Annotated in this window: 23 protein-coding genes and 1 tRNA gene; 10 read left to right on the forward strand and 14 right to left on the reverse strand. The window is 63.9% G+C overall.

Annotated features, from left to right (window positions below; all coding sequences use genetic code 11):
* Window positions 1-97 precede the first annotated feature (97 nt).
* The 3 genes from P9273_RS17140 to P9273_RS17150 all read left to right on the forward strand — a co-directional run bounded on the left by P9273_RS17140 (window position 98) and on the right by P9273_RS17150 (window position 3299).
* Window positions 98-739, forward strand: coding sequence for a carbonic anhydrase (locus tag P9273_RS17140; protein ID WP_040996483.1), 642 nt, complete (start codon window positions 98-100; stop codon window positions 737-739).
* A 9-nt stretch (window positions 740-748) separates the two neighbouring features.
* Window positions 749-1165, forward strand: coding sequence for a nuclear transport factor 2 family protein (locus P9273_RS17145; protein WP_278049971.1), 417 nt, complete (start codon window positions 749-751; stop codon window positions 1163-1165).
* An 85-nt stretch (window positions 1166-1250) separates the two neighbouring features.
* Window positions 1251-3299 (forward strand): M3 family metallopeptidase, encoded by a 2049-nt coding sequence (locus P9273_RS17150; protein ID WP_040996485.1) that lies wholly within the window; start codon window positions 1251-1253, stop codon window positions 3297-3299.
* Between the two features lie 117 nt (window positions 3300-3416).
* Here P9273_RS17150 and P9273_RS17155 read toward each other — a convergent pair whose 3' ends face one another.
* The 4 genes from P9273_RS17155 to P9273_RS17170 form a co-directional block, all read right to left on the reverse strand.
* Complete coding sequence (locus P9273_RS17155; RefSeq protein ID WP_278049973.1) at window positions 3417-4931, reverse strand: M81 family metallopeptidase; 1515 nt, start codon at window positions 4929-4931, stop codon at window positions 3417-3419.
* Window positions 4932-4950: 19 nt separating this feature from the next.
* Window positions 4951-5778, reverse strand: a complete 828-nt coding sequence (locus P9273_RS17160) for a carbohydrate ABC transporter permease (protein WP_278049974.1) — start codon at window positions 5776-5778, stop codon at window positions 4951-4953.
* Window positions 5775-6644, reverse strand: a complete 870-nt coding sequence (locus P9273_RS17165; RefSeq protein WP_040996488.1) for a carbohydrate ABC transporter permease — start codon at window positions 6642-6644, stop codon at window positions 5775-5777. Before P9273_RS17165 ends, P9273_RS17160 begins: the two co-directional genes overlap by 4 nt.
* Window positions 6645-6749: 105 nt before the next feature.
* On the reverse strand, window positions 6750-7982 hold the full coding sequence (locus P9273_RS17170) for an ABC transporter substrate-binding protein (protein ID WP_040996489.1): 1233 nt from the start codon (window positions 7980-7982) through the stop codon (window positions 6750-6752).
* 173 nt (window positions 7983-8155) lie between these two features.
* Here P9273_RS17170 and P9273_RS17175 point away from each other — a divergent pair, with 173 nt between their 5' ends.
* Genes P9273_RS17175 through P9273_RS17185 form a run of 3 tightly spaced genes read left to right on the forward strand, consistent with a single transcriptional unit; the run spans window position 8156 to window position 10885 of the window.
* The gene (locus tag P9273_RS17175; protein WP_278049976.1) at window positions 8156-8926 is read left to right on the forward strand and encodes an SDR family NAD(P)-dependent oxidoreductase; all 771 of its coding nucleotides are present in this window, start codon (window positions 8156-8158) and stop codon (window positions 8924-8926) included.
* A 2-nt stretch (window positions 8927-8928) separates the two neighbouring features.
* Window positions 8929-9996: an ABC transporter ATP-binding protein gene (locus P9273_RS17180; protein ID WP_278049977.1), complete on the forward strand. Its 1068-nt coding sequence runs from the start codon at window positions 8929-8931 to the stop codon at window positions 9994-9996.
* Between the two features lie 7 nt (window positions 9997-10003).
* Window positions 10004-10885: a MurR/RpiR family transcriptional regulator gene (locus P9273_RS17185; protein ID WP_040996492.1), complete on the forward strand. Its 882-nt coding sequence runs from the start codon at window positions 10004-10006 to the stop codon at window positions 10883-10885.
* A 3-nt stretch (window positions 10886-10888) separates the two neighbouring features.
* Here the strand turns inward: P9273_RS17185 and P9273_RS17190 are convergent, their stop codons facing one another.
* Together P9273_RS17190 and P9273_RS17195 are read right to left on the reverse strand one after the other, a co-directional pair.
* Complete coding sequence (locus P9273_RS17190; protein ID WP_278049978.1) at window positions 10889-11200, reverse strand: DUF167 family protein; 312 nt, start codon at window positions 11198-11200, stop codon at window positions 10889-10891.
* Window positions 11200-11499 (reverse strand): YggT family protein, encoded by a 300-nt coding sequence (locus tag P9273_RS17195; RefSeq protein ID WP_040996558.1) that lies wholly within the window; start codon window positions 11497-11499, stop codon window positions 11200-11202. Before P9273_RS17195 ends, P9273_RS17190 begins: the two co-directional genes overlap by 1 nt.
* 225 nt (window positions 11500-11724) lie before the next feature.
* Between P9273_RS17195 and P9273_RS17200 the strand changes: the two genes are divergently transcribed.
* Both P9273_RS17200 and P9273_RS17205 read left to right on the forward strand, forming a co-directional pair.
* Window positions 11725-11800: transfer RNA gene (locus P9273_RS17200), tRNA-Ala, on the forward strand.
* A gap of 177 nt (window positions 11801-11977) precedes the next feature.
* Window positions 11978-12421 carry a hypothetical protein gene (locus tag P9273_RS17205; RefSeq protein WP_278049979.1) on the forward strand — a complete coding sequence of 148 codons (444 nt, stop codon included), beginning with the start codon at window positions 11978-11980 and terminating at the stop codon, window positions 12419-12421.
* A gap of 131 nt (window positions 12422-12552) precedes the next feature.
* On the opposite strand, the gene P9273_RS17210 is transcribed toward P9273_RS17205, so the two are convergent.
* Both P9273_RS17210 and P9273_RS17215 read right to left on the reverse strand, forming a co-directional pair.
* Entirely contained in the window at window positions 12553-12888 is a 336-nt protein-coding gene (locus P9273_RS17210) for a hypothetical protein (protein ID WP_278049980.1), read from the reverse strand.
* A gap of 576 nt (window positions 12889-13464) precedes the next feature.
* Window positions 13465-16497 (reverse strand): AsmA family protein, encoded by a 3033-nt coding sequence (locus tag P9273_RS17215; RefSeq protein ID WP_278049981.1) that lies wholly within the window; start codon window positions 16495-16497, stop codon window positions 13465-13467.
* Between the two features lie 252 nt (window positions 16498-16749).
* On the opposite strand from P9273_RS17215, the gene P9273_RS17220 reads away from it, so the two are divergent.
* Window positions 16750-16926 carry a hypothetical protein gene (locus tag P9273_RS17220; protein ID WP_278049982.1) on the forward strand — a complete coding sequence of 59 codons (177 nt, stop codon included), beginning with the start codon at window positions 16750-16752 and terminating at the stop codon, window positions 16924-16926.
* Between the two features lie 75 nt (window positions 16927-17001).
* The gene (locus P9273_RS17225; RefSeq protein WP_278049983.1) at window positions 17002-17211 is read left to right on the forward strand and encodes a hypothetical protein; all 210 of its coding nucleotides are present in this window, start codon (window positions 17002-17004) and stop codon (window positions 17209-17211) included.
* A gap of 22 nt (window positions 17212-17233) precedes the next feature.
* Here P9273_RS17225 and P9273_RS17230 read toward each other — a convergent pair whose 3' ends face one another.
* The 6 genes from P9273_RS17230 to P9273_RS17255 form a co-directional block, all read right to left on the reverse strand.
* Window positions 17234-17728: a hypothetical protein gene (locus tag P9273_RS17230; RefSeq protein ID WP_278049984.1), complete on the reverse strand. Its 495-nt coding sequence runs from the start codon at window positions 17726-17728 to the stop codon at window positions 17234-17236.
* A gap of 217 nt (window positions 17729-17945) precedes the next feature.
* Window positions 17946-19340, reverse strand: coding sequence for a multicopper oxidase family protein (locus tag P9273_RS17235; RefSeq protein ID WP_278049985.1), 1395 nt, complete (start codon window positions 19338-19340; stop codon window positions 17946-17948).
* A 90-nt stretch (window positions 19341-19430) separates the two neighbouring features.
* Complete coding sequence (locus tag P9273_RS17240; protein ID WP_278049986.1) at window positions 19431-21251, reverse strand: ABC transporter ATP-binding protein; 1821 nt, start codon at window positions 21249-21251, stop codon at window positions 19431-19433.
* Entirely contained in the window at window positions 21248-22192 is a 945-nt protein-coding gene (locus P9273_RS17245; protein ID WP_040996504.1) for an acetamidase/formamidase family protein, read from the reverse strand. Before P9273_RS17245 ends, P9273_RS17240 begins: the two co-directional genes overlap by 4 nt.
* The gene (locus tag P9273_RS17250) at window positions 22182-23825 is read right to left on the reverse strand and encodes an ABC transporter substrate-binding protein (RefSeq protein ID WP_278049987.1); all 1644 of its coding nucleotides are present in this window, start codon (window positions 23823-23825) and stop codon (window positions 22182-22184) included. Before P9273_RS17250 ends, P9273_RS17245 begins: the two co-directional genes overlap by 11 nt.
* Window positions 23826-23858: 33 nt before the next feature.
* Window positions 23859-24779: an ABC transporter permease gene (locus tag P9273_RS17255; RefSeq protein ID WP_278049988.1), complete on the reverse strand. Its 921-nt coding sequence runs from the start codon at window positions 24777-24779 to the stop codon at window positions 23859-23861.
* Window positions 24780-24783: the final 4 nt, after the last annotated feature.

Here is a 24783-nt window from a genome sequence, read left to right on the forward strand (position 1 = left end):
CCGACAATTCTGCATTGCTCGCGGCGGGCTTTTGCCGCTACAGGCATTCCGATCGCCACGACCTTGCCGCCTCAAACCCGGAAAGGCTTCCGCCGCCATGCCGCATCTGCCCGAGCATCTGATCACCGGCTACCGCAACTTCATGAACGGCCGCTACCTCACCGAGAGCGGGCGCTACCGCTCGCTGGCGCGCGAGGGCCAAGCGCCCGAGACGATGATCGTCGCTTGCTGCGATTCGCGCTCGGCGCCGGAAGCGATCTTCGATGCCGGTCCCGGCGAGCTCTTCGTGCTGCGCAATGTCGCCAATCTGGTGCCGCCCTACGAGCCGGACGGTGAATACCACTCGACCTCGGCCGCGCTCGAATTTGCGGTGCAGAGCCTGAAGGTCAAGAACATTGTGGTGATGGGCCACGGCCGCTGCGGCGGCATCCGTGCCGCGCTCGACACCAATTCCTCGCCGCTATCGCCCGGCGATTTCATCGGCAAATGGATGAGTCTGATCGCGCCGGCCGCCGAGACCGTGGCCTCCAGCACCATGATGACGGCAACCGAGCGCCAGACGGCCCTGGAGCGTATTTCCGTCCGCTACTCCATCGCCAATCTCAGGACCTTTCCCTGCGTCTCGATCCTCGAGGGCAAGGGCAAGCTCTCGCTCTACGGCGCGTGGTTCGACATCTCGACCGGGGAGCTGTGGGTGATGAACAAGGAAACCGGCGATTTCGAGCGGCCCGAGCTCTAAGGAGGGGTGATGCACCGGAACCGGTGGAGGAGCTTTCTTGCGGCGGCGTTGCTGCTATCGACAACCGTCCGCGCCAGCTCCGATGATGGCGCCATCATCGACCGCTGGTATTCGGCGCTGCTGGTCGCCGACCGCACCGAATTGTCCGACCTGCTTGCCGATGACGTCCGCATGAAGCTCGACGATATCGGCGTCGTTCAGACCAAAGAGGATTTCATCGCCTCGATCGACGAATGGCAGGGCGCGGTCGCAGGCGCGGCGATACGTCATCGCATCGAAAAGAGCGAGAACGGTGAGACCACGGTGCTCGCCTGCTACGATTTTCCGAGCAACGACACGCTGATGCGCGAGACTTTCACCGTCGCCGGCGGCCGCATTATCGCCAGCACGCAAACGGCGGTGGCGCAGGACTGCAGCGCCTATTGAGGCGAGCCTGAGTTGCGCTGCACGCGGCACCGCCCTACATCGGGGCTGCCCTCCGCCTATCGAAACTCCCCGTTGGATCTGCCCCATGTCAAAAACCGTCGACCTCGCCGCCCATCCGCTCACCGTCTGGCAGGGACCGCTCGGCCTGCCGGATTTCTCGCGCATCGGCGACAATGATTTCGGTCCGGTTTTCGACGCGGCGCTTGCGGCGCATCAGGCCGAGATCGACGCGATCGCCGGCAACAGCGAGACGGCGACCATTGAGAACACTCTGGCCGCATTGGAACTCGCCGGCGAGCCGCTCGACCATGTCTCGTCGATCTTCTGGTGCCGCGCCGGCGCCCACACCAACGACACCATCCAGGCGATGGAGCGTGAGGTTTCGCCGAAGATGTCCAGGCATTTCTCGGCGATCTCGATGAACGAGAAGCTGTTTGCCCGCATCGACGACCTCTACCAGCGGCGTGACAGCCTGAAGCTCGATCCCGAAACGCTGCGCGTCCTGGAGAAGACCTGGAAGGGCTTTGTCCGGTCGGGCGCGAAGCTCGACGGCGAAGGCAAGAAGCGGCTTGCGGCCATCAACGAGGAGCTCTCCTCGCTCGGCACCAAATTCGGCCAGAACGTGCTCGCCGACGAGCGCGACTGGGCGCTGTTCCTCGACGAGGCCGATCTTGCCGGCCTGCCCGACTTCCTGAAGAGCGCCATGGCGGAAGCGGCCGAGATGCGCGGCCAGAAAGGCCGCTATGCGGTGACGCTGTCTCGCTCGATCTACGAGCCGTTCTCGACCTTCTCCGAGCGCCGCGACCTGCGCGAGATCGCGTTCAAAGCCTTCATCATGCGCGGCCAGAATGGCGGCGCCTCCGACAACACCGATGTCGTGCGCGACATGCTGAAGCTGCGCGCCGAGAAGGCGAAGCTCCTGGGCTACGATTCCTTCGCAGCGCTGAAGCTCGACGACACGATGGCGAAGACGCCAAAGGCCGTGCACGACCTGCTCGATCCGGTGTGGGAAAAGGCGCTGGAGAAAGCCGCCGCCGACCAGAAAGAACTGGAGCGGCTGGCGGCGGAAGCCGGCAGCAACGAGAAATTCGCGGCCTGGGACTGGCGCTTCTACCAGGAGAAGCTGCGCGCCGAGAAATTCGCTTTCGACGAAGCTGAGCTGAAGCCATATTTGCAGCTCGAGCGTGTCATCGAGGCCTGCTTCGATGTGGCGACACGCCTGTTCGGCATCAGTTTCGAGGAAAAGAAGGGCATTGCCGCCTGGCATCCCGATGCGCGCGTCTTCGTGGTGAAGAATGCCGATGGCAGCGAACGCGGCCTCTTCCTGGCCGACTATTTCGCGCGGCCCTCAAAACGTTCCGGCGCCTGGATGAGCGCACTCAAGTCCGGCTACAAGCTCGGCCAGGGCGCCAAGCCGGTGATCTACAACATCATGAATTTCGCCAAGCCGCCAGCCGGCGAGGCAGCGCTTCTGTCGGTCGACGAGGCGAAGACGCTGTTCCACGAGTTCGGCCACGCGCTGCACGGCATGCTGACCGACGTCACCTGGCCGTCGGTCTCCGGCACGTCGGTCAGCCGCGATTTCGTCGAACTGCCCTCGCAGCTTTACGAGCATTGGCTGACCGTACCGGCGGTGTTGGAAAAGCATGCGCTGCACGTCAAGACCGGCAAGCCGATGCCGAAGGCGCTGCTCGACAAGATGCTCGCCGCCCGCACCTTCGGCGCCGGCTTCGCCACGGTCGAGTTCACCGCCTCGGCGCTGATCGACATGGCTTATCACGCGCGGCCGGACGCGCCTGCCGAGCCGCTTCGCTACGAGGCCGAGACGCTGGAAAGGCTGCATATGCCGGACACGATCGCGATGCGCCACCGCACTCCGCATTTCGGCCATGTCTTCGCCGGCGACGGGTATTCAGCCGGCTATTATTCCTACATGTGGTCGGAAGTGCTCGACGCCGATGCCTTCTCGGCTTTCGAGGAGACGGGCGATGCCTTCAATCCGGAACTCGCCGAGCGGCTGCGCAAGAACATCTATGCCGCGGGCGGGTCGAAGGATCCGGAGGAGCTTTACACCGCCTTCCGCGGCAAGATGCCTTCGCCTGAGGCGATGATGGTGAAGCGGGGGCTGGTTTAGCGCAGCTTCCCCCCTTCTCCCCTGTGGGAGAAGGCGTCGCCGAAGGCGACGGATAAGGGGTGCTCCAGGGAACGCCAGCGTCTCACTCCGCTGGAACACCCCTCATCCGTCTCGGCGCTATCGCGCCGATCCACCTTCTCCCACAAGGGTAGAAGGGGAAGTGCTCCAAGGATCCGCCACCCTCGGCCAGATCGGCCGGTTCAGCTTCCTGTAATCCGTCACCGCCGGGTTGCTCGGATAGGAACTCGGCGCCGCCACATAGATGATCTCGGCGGCGATCGGCGCGAAGCCGGCGTAGAAATGGTTGGTCGACTTGATCAGGAGGACGTCCTTCGACAGCGGATCGATGCCGATGTTGGAGAAGACATCCGGCTCGAAAGTCTGGGTGCGGTTGGTGTTCAAGATGACGTCGACCTCGGTGCCTTCGATCCGCACCACCGCCGATGGGCCTAGCGTCACACGGCTCGGCCCGAAGCTTTGCCAGCCTTCGCTGACCGCTTTCAGCACCGTGACGCGCGCGTCGATCGGTTCGCCGGCCTGAGGGCCGGCCTTGCCGCCGAAGCGCAGGTCGATGACCGCACCTTCGCCGGCGGCGTGGCAGAAGGTGACCGCGATCGGATCCCAGATCGTCGCCACGCCGACCTTCGTCACGCCACGCGCAAGCAGCTCGCGCAGCACGATGGTGCCGTCGCCCGGCACGCCGCCGCCCGGATTGTCCCAGATGTCGGCGATCACCGCCGGCTTGTCCTTGCGCTCCGCGCGCACGGCCAGCGCCCGCTCGATGCCGGCCGAAGCGGAGAGCATCGTCATCGCGGTCTTCTCGCGCAGCGCATAGAGCTCGCGTCCCAGCGTTTCGGCGAGTTGGTCGCCCTTTTCCTTGTCGTTGTCGGTGACGACCAGGATACGGGTGCCCATCTCCGGCACATCGGCGGCCATGAAGCCGTGGATGACCGACACCGACAGCACGCCGTCGTTGCCATGCAGCGCCTTGATCCTGTCGACGAACGAACGCATCGGCTCGCGGCTGGTCGGCAGCACCTGGATCATGCGGCAGTCGAAGGTCGAGATCACCGGTTTGATCTCGCCGCGCGCCGCGGCGAGGCCGAGCTCGACGACATGCTCGCCGCGCTCGTAGAAATCAGTGTGCGGGAATTCGAGGAAATAGGCCATGACATTGCAGGCCGCGACGCGCTTCGGCGTCAGGTGGCTGTGCGGATCGAATTCCGAGGCGATCACGACGTTCGGGCCGACGATGGCGCGGACACGCTCCAGCAGATCGCCTTCGCAGTCGTCATAGCCCTGCGCCACCATGGCGCCATGCAGACCAAGGATCACCGCATCGACCGGCAAGGCGGCCTTGAGCTGGTCGAGAATCTCGTCGCGCAACGCCTCGTAGGTCTGCCGCTGTACCAGGCCGCCGGGCTCCGCCCAGGTGGCGGTGCCTTCGATGACGGTCAGCCCTTCCTTCGCGGCGCGCTTGCGCAGCGCCACGATCGGCGAGGAGCACAGCGTCGGCGTCTCCGGATGTTTTCCCGGACCGGCGTAAAACGCCATCTCGAAGGAAGCCCGGTCGGTCGGGACCGGCGAGAAGGTGTTGGTTTCCGTCGCCAGCGAGGCGGTGAAGATGCGCATGAACTTTTCCTAGGTGATGCTATTTGACGGCCCCGAGCGCCAATCCGCGGACGAGGTAGCGCTGCAGCCAGATGAAGAGGATCGCTACCGGCAGCGTCGCCAGGAGCGTGGCCGCCATGACATGGTGCCATTCGATCGTATAGCGGCCGGCTACCAGTGAGAAAACCTGGATCGGCAGCGTGTAGCTTTCCTGGCTGCGCAGCATGGTGAGCGCGACCACGAACTCATTCCAGGCGTTGATGAAGGTGAAGATCGCCGTCACGGCGATCGCCGGCAGGCAGAGGGGCAGGAAGACCTTGCGCAGCGTCAGCCAGCGGCCGGCGCCCTCCATCCAAGCGGCTTCCTCGAGGTCGCGCGGGATGGTGTCGAAATAGCTCTGCAGCATCCAGACGGTGAAGGCAACGTTGAAGGCCATGTAGATGAAGCCGAGGGCCGTCGTGCTTTCGACCAGCCCCCAGGCGGCCATCAGCCGGAACAGGCCGAGCACCAGCACGATCGGCGAGATCATCTGCGAAATCAGAAGGAACTGGCGGAACGCGCCATAGCCGGCAAAGCGGAAGCGCGACATGGCATAGGCTGCCGGCACCGAAATCAGGATGGCGCCGATCGTCGCCAGCGCCGAGACATAGAGCGAATTGGCAAGCGCCCGGCCGAAACCGGTCGCCACCCACATGTCGGCGAAGTTCGACCAGTGGAACTCGCTCGGCCACCAGGTCGGTGAGAGCACCTCCGGCCGCGGCTTGACCGCGGTGAGGAACATCACCGCGAAGGGAAAGATCGTCACCATGATCAGCGGCAGAAGCAGCAGCCAGGCAATGATTGTGCGTTTCATCTTGCCGTTTCTCATGCGCGCTGCTCTCGCATGGCCAGGCGCACATAAATCATCGTGAAGACGAGCAGGATGGCGAACATCACCAGCGACACGCCGGAAGCCTCGCCCAGTTTGCCGATGCGGAAGGCGAGCTTGTAGAGATGTGTGACCAGAATGTCGGTCGAGTTTGCCGGCCCGCCTTGAGTCATCACCCAGATGATCGGGAAGGAGTTGAAGACATAGATGGTGTTGAGCACGATGGCGATGTTGATGAACGGCTTCAGCAACGGAAAAGTGATCTCGCGGAACTGTTGTAAGAGCGTCGCACCCTCGAGCGCGGCCGCCTCATAGAGATCGTCGGGGATCGAGGACAAGCCGCCGAGGAAGATCGTGGTGGTGAAGGGTACCGTCACCAGGATGCCGATCAGCACCTGCATCGGGAAGGCGGTCTCGGCGCTCGCCAGCCATTGGATGTTCTGGCTGATAAGCCCAAGTTTCATCAGCGCCGAATTCAGCATGCCACTTTCGCCGTTGAGCGCCCAGCGCCAGACCACCGCGGTCATGGTCAGCGACACCGCCCAGGGCAACATGATGATGACGCGGGCGAGGCCGCGTCCGTAGAAATCCATGTTGAGGATCATCGCCACCGGGATAGACAGAAGCAGCGCGCCGCCGACGACCAGCACCGTCCACAGCCCGGTGCGCCAGAGAGCAGCGACGAAATCCGGGTCGGCGGCAAGCGCCGAGAAATTAGCCAGGCCGCTGAATTCGCGAAGCTGGCCAAAGCGATTCACATCATGCGTCGATATCTGGACAAGGTCCCAGACCGGCCAGAAGATCACCACCGCCGCCAGGAGCAGGCTGGGCAGCGTCAGCAGGTAGGGCAGGATCCGGCTTTGCATCGGCTGGATGGCACCGTGTTGCAGTGAAGCTGGCTTTGCACCGGCCGGAAGATGTGGCGCGCCCCGACGAAGTGGAGCGCGCCACGGGCGCAGGGAGATACGCCCTTATTTCTTCTTGAGCACCGCGTTCGCCTTGTCGGCCGCATCCTTCAGGGCCGCTTCCGGCGTGGCGCTGCCGAGATAGATTTTCTGCATGGCGTCCGACGTGATCTGGGCGATCTCTTCCCAGCCCGGGATGACCGGCGCGAAGCGGGCGTTGGGCAACAACGCGGTGAAGGCGGCGAGGTCGGCGTTGTTGACGTAATAGTCCATCTTCGCCTCTTCCTTGTTCACCGGCAGGAAGCCTTCGCCCTGCGTGAACTTGGCGCGCTGCTCCTTGGTGAACAGGAAGTCGAGCAGCTTCCAGGCCTCGTCCTTGTTCTTGGAGTTCTTGAACATAATGATGCTATCGGTCACGCCATAAGTGCCGCGCGCGCCGGTCGGGCCAGCCGGAATGGCGGCGACGCCATATTTCAGCTTCGGCGCTTCTTCCTTGATCTGGTTGGACAGGAAGGGCGCAGTGATCATCATGCCGACCTTGCCTTGCTTGAACAGGTTCTGCACGTCCTCGCGGTTATTGGAGGTGACGCCGGGTTCCGTCAGGCCCTCGTCAATCATCGATTTGTAGAGCTTGGCTGCCTCGAGCGCGCCGGGCGTGCCCAAACCGGACGTGCCATCCTTGTTGAGGATCTCGGTACCGAACGACCACATCGCGTAGTAGTAATAGACGTCGGTCTCGATCTCCTTGCCCTGCAGGCCATAGCCGAAGGCGCCGACCGCCTTTATCTTGCGCGCGTCCTCCTGCAGCTCGGTCCAGGTGGCCGGCGGCTTGGCGATGCCGGCCTTCTCGAATAGCTCCTTGTTGTAATACATGGCGCGCGCCGAGGCGGCGATCGGCAAGCCGTAAGTGTGGCCGTCCATGATCGAGGGCTGCAGGAAGGTGTCGATGAAGCGGTCCTTGAACTCGGGCGTGATATAGCTGTCGAGCGGCTCGGCGACATCCTGCTGCACGAAGTCGATCAGCCAGCGCGTGCCGATGATCGAGAGGTCCGCATTGGTGCCGGCGGTGATGTCGGTGGTGAGTTTCTGCAAGAGCACGTCCCACGGCACCACTTCATATTTGATGGTGATGCCGGGATTGGCCGCTTCGAATTCCTTCTTCACCTCTTCGAAATAGGGGCCGGTCTTGGCGCTGTATTCGGCAACGGTGACGCGCACCTCGCCGGCATCGGCTGGTGCTGCAAAAGCCAGCATGCTCATTCCGGCCAACAGGCCGACAGTCCATTTCGCAAGGCTCATCTGATCTCTCCCATTGATGCCCCGTGGGCGCCTGACTCTTATGTGCGCAGGATTTATGTTACTTTCCTACATTATCCATGATTCCGCGCCATGCAAGCGGATAATTATGTTGCTTAATTACATTTGCTTGGCTAGCTTAGTGGCACAAAATGAGGGGTGGAGGAGCGCGCAGCTTGGGTTCGACAGCCGAGTTCGAGGGCAAGACCGTGGTCGTCACCGGCGCCGGCGGCGGCCTCGGTTCGGCGATCATCGAGCTCATGGCCGGGCGCGGCGCGCGCGTCGTCGGCTGCGACCAGTCGACGGAGGCATTGGCCAGCCCGCATATTGCCTCGCGCCATGTCTTCGACCTGCTCGACCGCGCCTCGATCGAAGCGGCGATCCCGGCCCTGCTCGACAAGGACGGCGTTCCCGACATTCTGATCAACAATGCCGGCTGGACGCGCGCCGAAACCTTGAAGGCGCTGACGGCGGACAGAATAGAGCAGGAGCTCGACCTCAATCTGACCGGCGTGATGACTTTCGCCGATCCGCTGATCAAGGCGATGTCCAAGCGCGGTTCGGGCAGCGTCGTCTTCATCTCCTCGGTCAATGCCATCGCCCATTTCGGCAACCCGGCCTATGCCGCGGCCAAGGCCGGCATCAACGCCTATGCGAAATCGATCGCCGTCGAACTCGGCCGCAGCGGCGTGCGCGCCAATGTCGTCTGCCCGGGCTCGATCCGCACGGCCGCCTGGGATCATCGTCTGGCCAAGGACCCCGGAATCCTCGGCCGGCTGAAGCGACTCTATCCGCTCGGCCGCATCGTCAATGCTTCGGAAGTGGCGGAAGCGGTGGCCTTCCTTGCCTCCGACCGCGCTTCCGGCATAACAGGTGCCGTGGTGCCCGTAGATGCGGGACTGACGGCAGGCTACCTGCCTTTCATCGACGACATATTGGGAGCGTGACCATGACCGACGTCCAGTTCCGCGACCTGTCGAAATCCTTCGGCCAGCACAAAATTCTCGAGGACGTCAACCTGGAAATCAAAAGCGGTGAGTTCGTCGTGCTGGTCGGCCCGTCCGGCTGCGGCAAGTCCACGCTTTTGCGCATGCTGGCGGGGCTGGAGACGATCACCTCCGGCGACCTCGTCATCGGCGGTACGCGCGCCAACGACCTGCCGCCGCAAAAGCGCAACATCGCCATGGTGTTCCAGTCCTATGCGCTGTTCCCGCATTTGAAGGCTTCGGAAAATATCGGCTTCGGCCCGAAGATCCGCGGCGAGACCCGCGACGCCATCGACGACAAGGTGAAGAAGGCTTCGGGCGTGCTCAACCTCTTCTCCTATCTCGACCGCTATCCAGGGCAGTTGTCGGGCGGCCAGCGCCAGCGTGTCGCCATGGGCCGCGCCATCGTGCGCGAGCCGTCGGTGTTCCTGTTCGACGAGCCGCTCTCCAATCTCGACGCGCAATTGCGCGTGCAGATGCGCACCGAGATCAAGGCGCTGCACCAGCGGCTGAAATCGACCATCGTCTATGTCACCCACGATCAGATCGAGGCCATGACCATGGCCGACCGCATCGTGGTGATGGACCGCGGCCGCATTCAGCAGGTCGGGCAGCCGCTGGAGCTCTACGACAGGCCGGCCAACAAGTTCGTCGCCGGCTTCATCGGCTCGCCTTCTATGAGCTTTGTCTCCGGCGCGCTGAAGACCGCCGGAGCCAAGTCCTGGTTCGAGACCAGCGGCGGCGGCCGCTTGGCGCTTTCCGGCACGTCTACTTCCGGCAGCGAGACGGTCGAGGCCGGCATCCGGCCCGAGCATTTCGTCGTCGGCGCCGGCGACGATGCCCTCGCCATCAAGGTCGATGTCGTGGAGCCGACCGGTTCGGAAACCCATGTCTACGGCTCCGTCGGCGACGACACGGTGCGCGCCGTGTTCCGCGATCGGCTGCAGGTGAAGCCGGGCGACCGGCTGCCGGTGAGCGTCGACCCGCGCAACATCCATCTCTTCGACAAGGCGACCGGCCTGCCGCTGTGAGACGACGATGAAGAGCCCGGCCGACATCATCACCCGCCTGCAACTGATGTCGCAGGACGGCACCAAGTCGGACCGCCGGCTGGCCGGATTGGTGCTTTCGGACCTCGATTTCGCCTCCAAGGCGGCGATCTCGGAGATCGCCGCGCGCGTCGGCGTCAGCGAGCCGACGGTCACCCGCTTCTGCCGCAATCTGGGCTGCGAGGGCCTGCGCGATTTCAAGTTCTATTTGGCGCAGGCGATCGCCATCGGCGGGCAATATTTGTCGCCGGAGCCGCTCAGCCGCGACGCGCGCGAGCAGCGCATCGCCTCGGCCATCACTGAAGCGGCGATCGCCGCCATCCAGCGCGCCAGCGAAAACCTCGACATGACGACGCTGATGGATGTCGCCGCGCGCATCGCCGCTTCCGGCAATGTGCTCTGCATTGGCTCCGGCGGCATTTCCTCGATGATGGCGACCGAGATGCAGAACCGGCTCTTCCGGCTGGGTCTCTCGGCGCTCGCCCAGACCGACGGCCAGCTGCAGCGCATGTATGCCGCCGTCGCGACGCCTGAGACGACGCTGCTTGCCTTTTCCGTCTCGGGCTATGCGCGCTCGGTGATCGAAGCCGTCGAGGTCGCCCAGCAATATGGCGCCGCCACCGTCGCCATCACGGCGCCGGACTCGGCCCTGGCCAAGGTCGCCGACACGGTGATCTTTTTGCAGCCGGTCGAGGACGGCAACATCTACAAGCCGACATCGTCGCGCTACGCGCTTCTGGCCATCGTCGACATGATCGCCACCACGGTCGCGGAATCGCGAGGGCCGAAGGTGCTGGAGAACCTGCGCCGCATCAAGCAGAGCGTGAACACGCTGAAGGTGGACGACCCGAAGCTGCCGCTGGGGGATTGAAGGCTACTTGGAAACTGCCTCGACGCTTTTCACCAGCGCGGCCGGCTCACCTATGACCTGGAGCGTTTTCAGCCGCGAGGTGCCGCCGGCGGCCACCGAAACGGCCGACGCGGGCACACCCAGTGCCTTGGCCAGTATTCGCTCCAACGCCGTATTGGCGGCGCCGTTCTCCGGCACGGCGCGCACGTGCGCTTTTAGATGGCTGCGTCCGTCGGCGGCGGTCTCGACGCCGTCGATCCGGTCGACCGCGGCTTTCGGTGTCAGCCGCACGAAGAGGTCGATGCCGTTCTCGCGCAGCCGAAACGGCGAGCCCATCAGCCGCCAGCCACCACCCAGGACCAGACGGTGGTGATCAGGAACTGCCGGATGAAGAAGATGATCAGAAGCAGGATGATCGGTGAAATGTCGATGCCGCCAAGATCGGGCATGAAGCGGCGGATCGGGCGCAGCGCCGGTTCGGTCAGCCGATAGAGCATGTTGCCGACGCTGCCGACGAATTGGTTGCGCGAATTGACGACATTGAAGGCGTAGAGCCAGGAAAAGATCGCCGAGGCGATGATGATCCACCAATAGATATCAAGCGCCATGACGATGGTCTGAATGAGGGCGATCATGCCGGTCTCCAAATTGTCGCCGACATGTAGCCATTGCTTGGCGTGCGGGCAAGGCCCGCAGGGCTTGGCGTGCAGGCAACGCCCGTGGTGTGCGGGCAGGCCCGCGGACGCGGCGAGCAGGCAAGGCCCGTCCGGCCACGGCGCTTGTGGCCGGCCCGGTCTTTCGCCCGGTCTTTCGCCTTGACATGAAACGGCCGCGACCGATACAAGCCCATCCGCTGGAACGGGGCTGTAGCTCAGCTGGGAGAGCGCATCGTTCGCAATGATGAGGTCAGGGGTTCGATCCCCCTCAGCTCCACCAGCCAGCACGAGCATGTGCTCATTGGGTTTTGGCCTCCCCCGCTCGCCATTTCGTGACCGCAGGATTTCGGGCCGCGGGCTTGGAACCAATGGCGGGGCAAGACGGTTCAGCTATAGTTTTGAAGCTGATTTGCCCCGGCCGGCTGGGTAAGCGGCGATGCCCGAGGAGGTTTCGATCATGCAGATTTCATCCAAATTCCGTTCCGGCGCGATCGCGGCAATCGCGGCCGCGGGCGTGAGCATTGCCAGCGCGGCGCATGCCGACAGCGGCACAATCCGCTTTTCCGTCTACAAGGCGGCCTTCTTCATCGGCGGCTCCGGCGGCGAGGGCACGCTGACCTTCCATGGCAAACGCTATCCGATCTCCATCGGCGGCATCTCGGGTGGCCTCGCCTTCGGCGCGTCCAAGACCTATTTCCAGGGCAGGGTGCGGCACATCCGCCGCGCCAGCGATGTGACAGGCGTCTACGGCGCGGCCGGCGGCGGCGGCGCGCTGGGCAGAGGCGCCCAGGTGATCGTCATGACCAACGACAAGGGCGCCCAGCTCGAGCTCACCGGCAGGCAGGTCGGCCTGCAGGTCAATGCCGATCTCAGCGGAATGAGCATTGCGCTGAAGCGGTAGAAGGCGCATCGCCCGCTTAGGATGAGCCGGCAAAAACGCGCTGCCTTTGCGCCGGATGCCGGCCACGTGAGGCAAGAGGCGCGCAAGCAGCCGGCTTGGCACACGAAGGGGCCGGTCTCGGCCTTAGGGGCTCAATCGTCCCAATCATCCCAATTGTCTTCGTCCCGCGGCGGGTAGTCGGGAACGACCCGGATAATCGGCCGCGGACGCTGATAGCGCCGGTAATACTCGTCCGGCGGCTGCGGCTCATAGGTGCGGTAAACGGGCCGGTAGTAGTGGTGGCGCTTCCAGTATTTGTGCTTCTTGTGCGGCCGCACGCAATAGCCATCCTCGGTCAGATAAGCGCATGTGACATGCGCCTCTTGCACCAGGCTATTTCTGGCCGGCACGCCGATCATCGGCGCCGCCTGGACCGCAGGCACTACCGCCAGCATGGTCCCGGCAAGGGCAACAACGGACAATTTCATCGGCCTCTCCTATCTGTGCAGATTAAGGCCGGAAGAACGTCCTGATTGGGGGCGATTTGCGGCGGCCGAGATCACTTTGATTTTCGGCCGCACATATGAGCGTTAGATGGAGTATCGCGCCGGGTCAGCCTGAGGTCACGAGAGCGACCGCTATCTTTCGCACCATCCCGCAAGTGGAGGCCATCCTATAGCGCTAGCGGCACTGCACAGGGATTTTGACCGGTGGCTCTGTTTGCGTTGGCAGGTGGCATGCGTTGGAGATTGGCCGCAACGCCCATCGCGATCGTCATTCTAGGGCGGAGCAGGAGCGAAGCTCCGTCGCGAAGGTCCTAGATTCCATGCCGTTACCTTTGCCAGGGCGTGCAACGGAGCAGAATTCTGCACCGTGGCGGCGCTTCCAAGTCACGGCATGGATTCTATGGTCTGCGCCGCGTCGCTTCGCTCTTTGCTCCCATAGAATGACGAGGTTGGGGCGGCTTCAACCAATCTCCGGCGTTTGCGCTGATTTCACGGAAATCAACGGAAAATCTTGCATCAAGACAAACGGCAACCTTTCAAAATCCCCGTGTCGCGGAACTAATTAGCCAGCTGATCGAGCAGTGTGTCTATTTCCCCCTTCTTGGCCGCTGTGGGCGAAGCAGGAGCGGCTTGCGCGTCGGCGGGAGCGGGTTCGGCCGCCGGCGTGGCGGCCTCGGCTTCGGTCTCGCCGCTGGTGTCCGAACTTGTTGGCGGCGACGCAGCGTTTTCCGCATTGCCATTGTCGGGCGCCACGGCGGGTTCCGGAGCTGCGGGCGGCGCTTTGGGCCGGGGCGCGGCGTTGCGCAGAAGATCGCCGATCAGATCCGCCGCTCCCTTGCCGGAACCGTCGCCGTTCGAGCCGGTTTGGCCCGGGATCAGCTTGTCGAGATTAAGCTTTCCGGTCGGCAGCCCAAAGCGGTTCAACATGTCAAGCGCGCTCTGCGGGTCTTTAGCCAATGCGCTCAGGTCCGGATAGGCGCGTGGCGCGAACAGCGGGCCTTGAACCACGATCGGCACCCCGATGCCCTTCACGGAGACGTCGCCTCCCTGCCCGGCAAGCGAGGCAACGACGCGCGGGTTGAGGCGGATGTCGAGCGTCTGGTCGGCGAAGTCTATCTTGCCCGAGCCGTCCATTCGCACCAGCGGGCCCAGCAGGCTGATGTCCGTCGTCTGCGCGACGCCGTTCGCGATGCCGAATGAGGCGCCGAGCTCGGTGAAGGTCGTCTTCTTGGCCTGATCCTGCTTGAAGCCGCTGGCAAGCAGCCCGACCAGGTTGTTGTAGACCTCCGCTATGTCGATGCCGCGGAAGGCGCCGTCGCTGAATTTTGCCGCCGCCTTGCCGCCGAGGGAACGGGCGAGCGATTTCGTGGTCTTTCCCGAACCTGAAACCGTGACCGTCGCATTGAGCGTTCCTTCGATGCGGTCGAAATCCGCCGCATCATGAAGCAAGGGAGCCGCGACCGCGCCGGCTATCGCCGTGTGCAGTTCCAGGGAAGCGGCGTCGCCGGAGCCGTCGGCTGTCATTTCCGCGGCAATCGTGCCGCCGTAGAAGGGGCTTTGCGGCACCCCGAGGTGAGCCTTCCCATCCGCCACCGTCAGGGCGGTCGCCACCGGCCCGGCGAAGACTTTTCCATAGCCGAGCTTGTCGGCCTGGATATCCACCTTGGCATCAATTCCCTTGAGGAAGGAGAGATCGACCGGCGCGTCGGTGGCGCCGTTCGGCTTCTGCTCACCGCCCGCCCCGGCCTCGCCGCCGCCGGCGAACGCCGCGAAGTCAAGCTTCGCGAATTTGAGCGACGTCCGGATGTTGAGCGGCTCCCCAAGTTTCATCGAGCCCTGGCCCGATGCCTTGACGCCGTTCAAGGCAACAGCGGCTTTCTGAAAGGAAAGCTGCCCTGGCCCGACGTCCACATCGCCTTTGAAGGCAAAATCTTGCAGACCGCGGGAAGCGCCTTGTCCCAGCCATTGCATGAGCTTGTCGACCGAGGCCGATGTGACTGAAATCTGACCCTTGAACGTGCCGCTGCCCCCGGCAACGCCGCTTGCGCTGCCCTCGAGGTATTTGGAGGAAACCGAAAGGCTGATCGGGCCGGATGCGTCGGCAACGGAGCCGCCGGCCAGAAAGGATGCAGGCGCGACCTGGGACTTGAACGTCACGGCCTGTCCCCGCCAGGCGAGCTTGCCCGTCACATCGACCGGTTTGCCGATATCGTGAACCGTCGCGTCAAGATTGACCCCGGTGATGTCGTCGGCCGTTCGGGCATCGGCAAGTGCTGCAAGCGGAAGCTTGCCTTGCCTGATCCCGACCGTTCCCTGCAGATTGACGCTGCTGCGGATGCGCTGCGCCGTGAGTCCGCGAAAAGCGAACCCCATATCGGCGGTCAGCTTGCCGGACAACGGCGCGGATTGTCCGGCCAGCTTCGCTATCGAGCCGATGTCCAGCCCTGAACTCGCAATATTGCCCCGGATGGTCGGAGGTGTTTCACTGACAGTCATCGAGGCTTTCGCTGTGAGGTTTCCAGCGTCGAGGCCAAAGTGCTCCAGCCTTGCCTCGAGATGCCCGTCCCGCAGCGTTGCGGCGAGTTGGACCTCGGAAGCCCTTATCTTGCCGCTGATCAGTTCGTCGATGGCAACGCTGATGTCGGCGTCGAAAGCAGACAGCATGGCAAGATCGGGCTCGCCGGAGCCGGCCGAATCCTTGCCCGCGCTGGAACCACCCTTTCCCATATCGCTCAAGGCGTCGATATCGACGCGCTTCGCCACAAGGTCGGCGAAGAAGCGATGCCGCGCGCCGGGCTGAAAGAGCGCGTCCATCTGGAAGCTCTGGTCGCCGATATCGAACTTTCCGCCCCTGATCTGATAACTGCCGTTCCCGTTGAGCTGGATCTCTCCGCTCGCATGCAGTGAAGAGAATTTGGCAACCGGCGCTGGGTCGAGCCGCGCCTCGATGGCGATCCGGGCCGGCAGCCGTTTCAGGATAGGCCGCAGGGCGGAAAGGCTTCCGCTCATTTCAATGCGACGGCCGTCGCTGGTGCCGGCCAGCGAAAACGAGACCTCCCGGTCGAGGTCCGGAACCCTCAGATCGGCGTCGATCGCCGTCGCTGTGGCGTTGCCGGTCGACGCGCCTGAGGTAAGGGTGCCGTTCGTTATCGTCACTTGGTTGATCGCCAACCGCTCGAGCGTATCGACAATCGCCGCGAAGGGATCAGCCTGAACATCCGTCGGTTCCGCAGGCGCCGCGTTTGCCGAAGCCTTGAGCGCGATTGTCGGATCCGCCAGCGCGACGGACTGTATCTCAAGCTTTTTCGACCATAGCGACGACAGTGTTATCGACGTCGAGAACCGCGGAGCGGATATCGCGATTTCGCCCGTGCCGGTCGAGAGTGAGATATCGTCCGCGACCACCGCCAGCTTGGGCAGCAACGCCAGTTTCACAGGTCCGTCCAGCCGAATTGTCATTCCGGTCGCGGATGACAGTTGCCGGCTCAATTCGGCACGAACCCAGTCGATTGAAACAAGAGCGGGCAGAAGGAAGAGCAGCCCGACGACAAGAACAACAGCTACGGTGAGTGCAGCGACGATTTTTCTCACATCGACCAGCCAAGGGATCTGAAGAATCAGTATTGTTGAACATACATGCTTCCGGCGCCCGACTGAATCCTGCCGAATGACGGGCTTCGCCGCGGGCCCTCATAGCCAAGCCATTCGGATGCAAATGTTTCGAAGCTCCGCGCGTTTGGAAACGATCGGCTCTCCTCCACGCCATTGCCGCGAAACGGACCGGGCGCATTCATTCCGCATTCGACGGCGCAGACGCCGTCTCAACGAACAGGGGAATGCGAAATGTCCATGCTTGGAAACCTCGGCCGCTCAATCATGCGCCAGCATAACGACGCCAAAACCAGAAGCCTTATGAACAGCCTGTCGCCCGAGCTGCAGAAGGATATCGGCTGGGAGGCGGCGCCGGGCACGCGCGAAAAGGCGCGGCTCGCGCAGGTCGTCTTCGCCGGCACGCGTTGAGCGAGCCATGCCCTTCGTTCCAATGCGGCGAGGGGCTTTTGCTGATCCAGATCCGCCACGCAATACGACAGCGACATGTCAGCCATCTCAATGGAGGAAATGCCAATGTCAGTGCTTGGAATCCTACTCCATTTCAGCCGCGCGGTTATCTACGCGCACAACAATGCCAAGGTCAGAAACCTGATGGATGCGCCGCCGCCCGAAACCCGCGGAGATATGGGGCGGTGTGTTTCGCCCGACACCTCCGAAAAGGAACCCGGCGCCATTCACCCCGGAGGACGCTGACACGACCGGAGTCCTGTCCCACTTACCTGGGGACCGCCGTCGCTCTGTGATTGCGTTGGCGCGCATAGGCTACACAGGCGTCCACCGTGCTGACGCAGAGCGCATCGATGCTGTTTGGCAGATTGTTGTCGCCGGCATAGGCAACCTCGGCGACGCGGTCGCCAACCATGCGGATCTGCGTGTTGCAGTAGCCGCCAGGAGCAACGTTGACGGAACCGCCGACAGCGGGGATCGCGCCCACGGCCATTGTCGGCACCGCGACACTGAGGTTGCCGCGCTGCACGGTGCGCTGATAGGTCCAGATCTGGCCGGACGATCCCATATCGGCCGTCGCACTCGGAAAGCCGGCGCACATGCGGACATCGGCCTCGCTGAGACCGACCATCTCCTTGCGGGCGGCGGCGGTGGTAGCGTCGATCTTGGCGATGCTCGACGTGTCGTCGGGGATGACGCAGGACGACAGGATGGAGATGCTTGCCGCGACAAGGGCAAGTTTTCGAATACGCAAGGATGTCATGCCGTCGGTCGGAGTTGTACGCCGCCCCAGCGCCCTCCTGCCTACCTAGGCAATCGTCCAAATGCGTCAACCCGAGATAGACATGGGAATGCCGCGCGTTAACGCGGTTCACCGTTTCACGAAAACGGTGAACCGCTCTATCTCTTTGTTTTTACGCAAATTCCGGACGGAAAACCGCTCACACTTTTCCTGGAATTGCTCTCGTGCGCCAATGCACTCACACCACCCGAAAATAGCTCGTCATGCCGGTCTTCTGGTGCTCGATGATGTGGCAATGCAGCAGCCAGTCGCCGGGATTGTCGGCGACGAAGCCGAGCTGCACCTTCTCGTCGGGCTGGATCAGATAGGTGTCGGAGACGAGCGGCTGCACCGTTCGCGTTGATGACGAGAGCACCTTGAAGCTCATGCCGTGCAAGTGGATCGGGTGCGCGTGCGGGGTCAGGTTCTCCATGTCGATGATGTAGCTCAGGCCGAGCTTCAACTCCGCCAGCGGCGCCGTCGGGTCCGGAGTGTCGCCGGGCCACGGCACCTTGTTGATCGCCCAGAAACTGTAGCCGAGCGAGCCGCAAATGCTGTCGGCCGCGACGTTTTCCGCCGTGGCGCTCAGCGCCAGCGGAATGCGTTTGGCGCTGGCAAGGTCCACCTCCGCCACGGGATTGGCCTCGAGCGGGCCGAGATCGCGCAGATCGTGCTTCAGCGATTTGCCGACCGAACGCAGCGTCGCCAGGATTTTCGGCTTGGTGCCCCAGACATCGCGCAGGCTGACGATCGCGCCCTCCTCGTCGGGCATGCGGATAGCAAGCTCCAGCCGCTGGCCGGGTCCAAGCTGCAAGGCGTCCGGCGCAAATCGCTGTGGCACCGGGTTGCCGTCGAGCGCGATGACCGCCGCCTCGGCGCCGTCGACGCGAAAGGCATAGATGCGGGTTACGTCGGTGATGGCGGCGCGCAGCCGAACCAGCCCGCCGGCCGGCGCGTCATATTGCGGCTGGCTTTGCCAATTGGCGGTGCGCACCGTGCCGAAAGTGCCGGCCTTGGCCGCGTCGCGCGGCTTGAACGGCTCGATGAACTGGCCGTCGTCGCCGAGCCGCCAATCGCGCAGGTTGACGACCATCTCGCCGTCGAAGGCCGGATCGCTCGGGTTCTCGACCACGATCACGCCGGTCAGGCCATGACCCATCTGGATCAGCGTGTTGCAATGCGGATGGTACCAGAAGGTGCCGGCGTCGGGCGGCGTGAAAGCATAGTCGAAATGGTCGCCCTGATAGACATAGGGCTGTACCATGAACGGCACGCCGTCCATCTTGTTGGGAACGCGGATGCCATGCCAGTGGATGGTCGTCGCATCGTCGATGCCGTTGATCAAACGTGCGGCAAACGGCTCGCCCTTCCTCATCCTGACGACCGGCGGCGGACCTGCTTCACCATAGGTCAGCACATTCTTCGTCGGCGCGCCCTCCATCAGTTGCGCCTCGATGCTCGCGGTCTTCAGAATTAGCGATTCGGGCTTCGGCGCCGCCCAGCCGGCAAATTTGCCGGCGGCGGAGAGGCCGATGCCGGCCGCGCCGGCCGCCGCGGCGCCTTGCAGGAGTTTGCGGCGTGTGAGGGCCGGCATTGGATTTCCGAAATAGATGAGTGGCTGCGTCAGGCTTTATCACCATTCGCGCCGTTCCCGAAACGGACAGATCGCCGCTCCGGGTCCCCGTCAATCTGCGACGGCGGCGAGATGTCCGCCGCCGAAATCCTTGAGCAGCAGCTTCGGCACGGTTTCGCCAATCCGCCGGGTCGCGCTCGGAATTTCGCGATCGAGACGGGCAAAGCGGGTGCGGCGCCGTGACGGATCGGGAACCGGCACTGCCTCGATGAGCCGCCGCGTGTAGGGATGGCGGGGGTTGGAAAAGACCTGGTCGCGACTGCCGATCTCCACGATCTGGCCGAGATACATGACGGCGACGCGGTCGGAGATGTTCTCGACCACAGCCATGTCGTGCGAGATGAAGAGATAGGCGACGCCGAACTCGCGCTGCAATTCCTTCAACAGATCGAGCACGCGCGCCTGCACCGACACGTCGAGCGCCGACACGCTCTCGTCGGCGATGATCAGCTTCGGCCTGAGCGCCAGCGCCCGGGCGATGCAGATGCGCTGGCGCTGGCCGCCCGAGAATTCATGCGGATAAAGCTCCATCTGTCCCGGCGACAGGCCGACCCGCTCAAACAAGGCGGCCACGCGCTCGCGGCGTTCCCGCTTCGATCCGATGCCGTGGATGAGCAGCGGCTCGGCCACCAGATCGCCGACGCGCATGCGCGGGTCGAGCGAGGCGTAAGGGTCCTGGAACACCATCTGCACGTCGCGCCGCACCGCTCTGCGCGCGTCGCCGCCAAGCCCGGAAAGCTCGCGGCCGCCGATCGTCACGCCGCCGGTATAGGGCACGAGGCCGGCTAGCGCCTTGGCGGTGGTGGACTTGCCGCAGCCGGATTCGCCGACCAGCGCCAGCGTCTCGTTGGGCGCGATCGAGAAGCTGACGCCCTCGACGGCGTGCACCCGCCGGTTGACGCGGCCGAAGAAGCCGCCGTGCAGGTCGAAGCGGACGTGGAGATCATTCACCACCGCCACCTTTTCCTGCCCGGCCGCGCGCTCGGCCTCGGCCGTGTTTCGCCGCCCCGCGCCCGCGCCGATGCGCGGGACCGCCGCGAGGAGCTCTTGCGTGTAGGCCGCCCGCGGCCTCGCGAAAATATCGGCGGTGGCGCCTTCCTCGACCATGCGGCCATTGCGCATGACGATGACGCGATCGGCCATTTCGGCAACGACGCCCATGTCGTGGGTGATCAGGATGACGCTGGTACCGTGCTGGCGCTGCAGGTCGCGCAGCAGCTCCAGCACCTCGCCCTGCACGGTGACGTCCAGCGCCGTCGTGGGCTCGTCGGCAATCAGCACGTCGGGCTCGAGCGCCAGCGCCATGGCGATCATCACCCGCTGGCGCATGCCGCCCGACAATTCGTGCGGAAATTGTTTCAGCCGGCTTTCGGCTTCGGAAATGCGAACCGCCTTCAGCGCCTCGACCGCGCGCCGTTGCGCCTCGGCATGGGAAAGACCGGTATGCGCCTCGATCGATTCGGTGAGCTGCCGGCCGATCGACAGCACCGGATTGAGGGAGGTCATAGGTTCCTGGAAGATCATGGCGATGCGATCGCCGCGGATGTCGCGCATGCGGCGCTCGTCGAGAGCCGTCAGTTCGACGGCGCCGCGATCTTTGTCAAAGAGCCGGATCGTCCCGGAAACGATGCGGCCGGCCGGCTGCGGCAGCAATTGCATGATCGCCAGCGCCGTCATCGACTTGCCGGAACCGGACTCGCCGGCGATGCACAGCGTCTCGCCGCGTTTGAGCGACAGCGACAGGCCGGACACCACCTCGCGCTCGCCATCCTCGCCGCGCACGCCGACGGAGAGGCCGGTGATTTCGAGCACCGGCCTCAAGGCCACCTCTGCAGCGGCATATGCGGGTTCGTCGACCACGCCTGCACTCATTCAAACACGCAGCGCGGAAAGTAGAACGACACCACCCAGTTCGGCATGTCGACGATCTCGCTGATCCGGAGATCGCCGCAGACCGAGACCAGCATATAGGCATCGACGGGGTCGAGTTTGTAGCGGCCGGCAAGCAGGTCGATCATCTGGCTGACGGCCTCCTTGGCCCCGGTCATCAGGTCGGGTCCGATGCCCGTCGTCACTTCATAGCCCTTGGCATCGAGATGGCGCGTCACCGGGCCGGGCGTGATGAAACGCGGCGTCTTCAGCCGCGCGTCCTTCACCAGGTCGAGTTTCATAACCACGTCCATCGGGCTTTCGATCGCTGTGCCGCACACCTCACCGTCACCCTGCGCGGCATGGGTGTCGCCGACCGAGAACAGCGCTCCCGCCACTTCCACCGGCAGATAGAGCGTGGTGCCGGCGGCGAGGTCGCGGATGTCGAGATTGCCGCCTACGCGTCGTGGCGGCACCACCGAATGGTGTCCCATCTCAGCCGGCGCGTTGCCGATCGTGCCGGCGAACGGCTTCAGCGGCACGCGCCCGTTCTTGCCGAAGAGCGCGGGCTCGAGCGAGGCGGCATCGTATTTCCAGATGTTGAGCGCCGGTTCCTTGAAGTCGTCGGCGAGCAGGCCGAAGCCCGGAATGTTCGCCGTCCAGCCGAAGCCGGACGGTTTGAACATCTCGATCGTCACCTTCAGCGCGTCACCGGGCTCGGCACCTTCGACGAAGATCGGCCCGGTCACCGGGTTGACGGTGGCGAAGTCGAGTTCGGCGACGTTGGCGACCGTGCTGTCGGCTTTCAACTGCCCGCCGGACGAGTCCAGGCACTGGAACTCGATCGTCGAGCCGGGCGCCACCCGTTCGGCCGGGGCGAAGGAATTGTCCCAGCCGAAATGGTGATGGCGCCCGTGGATGGTGTAGTCGCAGTTACTGCACATCTTTCACATACACATTGTCGTAGTTGATCGGGATATGGACCGGGTCGACATAGAGATTGTCGGCGCCGCCCATGCGGGCTGACTTCAGCGTGAAGCGCTGCTCGTTGAAGACCGGCGCCCAGGGCGCGTCCTCCATGATCTTGTCGTAGATCGCGCTCCACATCTTCTCGCGCTCCGCGGACTTGGCCGGATCGACGACGGAGTCGGCCTCGGCCGCCTTGGCGTCGAGGTCCTTGTTGCAATACCACGACCAGTTCCAGCCGCCCGGCACCGCGCCGGCGCAGCCGAGGATCGGACCGTAGAAGTTGGACGGATCCGGGAAGTCGGCGATCCAGGCCATGCCGCCCGACCAGATCATCGGCGCGCCGGCCTTGTCGCCACCGGCGGCAATCACATTGGCCTGGGCGAGCGACTGGATGCTGGCCTTGATGCCGATGGCCGCCAGGTCCTGCTGGATCGCCTGGGCGATGCGCGGATTGGGATCGGTATTCATGGCGAAGAGCTGCGTCTCGAAGCCGTTGGGATGGCCGGCCTCGGCCAGCAGCGCCTTGGCCTTGGCGACGTCATAGGCATAGCCCTTGAACGCCTTGTCATAGCCGGGCATCGAGGGCGGCAGCGGCTGGTTGGCCGGCACCGCGCGGTTGTTGATCATCTGGACGATGCGCTCCTTGTTGATCGCCATGTTGACGGCCTGGCGCACCTTGACGTTGTCGAAGGGCGCCATTGTGGTGTTCATGGTGATGTAGCCGGTGTGCAGCTGCCCGCCCACCACGACGCGCGCCTTCTGTTTCGGGTCGTTCATCACCTCCTGGAACTTGGCCGGGGGAATGCCGTCGCCGGGCACGTCGATCTCGCCCTTCTGCAGGCGCAGCAGGGCCACGATCGGCTCCTGGCCGATCTCGAAGGTGATCTTGTCTAGATGTGGCAGGCCCTTGTGCCAATAGTCGGGATTGCGCTCGAAAACGATGCGCTGGCCGAGTGTCCATTCGGCGAGCTTGAAGGCGCCGGTGCCAACCGGATGCTTGCCGAAGTCGGCGCCGTATTTTTCGACCTCCTCCTTCGGCACGACATGCGAGAAGTTGATCGCCATGACATGCAGGAAGGTGGCATCCGGCCGGGTCAGCTCGAACTTCACCGTATAGGGATCGACCACGGTGACGCCGGAGAGGCTGTCGGCCTTGCCGGCGGCGACATCGTCATAGCCCTTGATCGAGCCGAAGAAGCCGGCGCCCGGGCTCTGCGTCTTCGGATTGGTGACGCGATCGAGCGAGTATTTGACGTCGTCGGCGGTCATCTCGCGGCCATTGTGGAATTTGACGCCGTGGCGCAGCTTGAAGGTGAAGGTCTTGCCGTCCGGCGAGATCTCGTAGCTTTCGGCGAGGTCGGGCTTGAGCTTGGTGGTGCCCGGCTCATAGTCCATCAGCCCGTCGAACAGGCTCTTGATCATCGACCAGTTCTGCCAGTCATAGCCGATCGCCGGATCGAGCGTAGCGACATCGTCCTTGTAGGTGATGGTGATGGCGCCGCCCTGCTTGATGTTCGGGTCGACGGCGTCGTCGGCGCGCGCGCCGGCCATGCCGAGCATCAGCGCAAGCGCCGACGCGGCCACCGTGGATGCAAGAAATCGTCTCATGTCACTGTTCCCTTTCTCTGCTTGTTGTCGTTTTCATCTCAGTTTGATGCGGGGATCGATGAAGGGCGCGATGATGTCGGCCAGAAGGTTACCGAGCACGATGGCGAAGGCCGAGACCAGCGTGACGCCCATGATGATGGGGATGTCGACGCGCTGGATGGCCTGCCAGGCGAGCTGGCCTATGCCGGGCCAGCCGAACACGCTTTCGACCACCACGATGCCGCCCATGAAGACGCCGATGTCGATGCCGATCATGGCGACGACCGGCAGGATGGCGTTGGGCAGCGCGTGGCGAAACAGGATGGCGCCGCGCGCCAGGCCCTTGGCGCGGGCGGTGCGCATATAATCCTGGCGCAGCACGTCGATCATCGACGAGCGCATCATGCGCGCGTACCAGCCGGCCCCGAGTATGCCCATGGTGAGCGAAGGCAGCACGAGGTGGCGCCAACTGCCGTAGCCGCCGATCGGGAACCAGCCGAGCCTGACGGCGAAGACGTAGAGCAGGAGCAGGCCGACGACGAATTGCGGCGCCGAGACGCCGACGAAGGAGGCGACCATCAAGGTCTGGTCGGTGGCGCTGCCACGCCTGACGGCAGCGATCAGTCCCATGGTGAGGCCGATCGTGAGCTCGCACAGGATGGCGCCGACCATCAGAAGCAGGCTCGCCGGCAGCCGCGAGACGATCAGCTCGGTGACTTCCGAGCGCTGGATGTAGGAGCGGCCGAGATCGCCGCCGAGCAGCCTTGTGAGATAATGCCAGTACTGGACGATGAAGGGCTGGTCGAGGCCGAGCTGGCGGCGGATGTTCTCCACCGTTTCGGGCGTGGCGCTGCGCCCGGCGATCTGGCGCACCGGATCGGCCGGCAAAAGATAGAGCAGCGCGAAGGTGATCAGCGAGACGCCGAGCAGGATGAGCAGCGACTGGATGAGCCGGCGGCCGAGATAGGCGATCATGACC

Source organism: Mesorhizobium sp. WSM4935, assembly GCF_029625735.1.
In the GTDB taxonomy this organism is placed as follows: Bacteria; Pseudomonadota; Alphaproteobacteria; order Rhizobiales; family Rhizobiaceae; genus Mesorhizobium.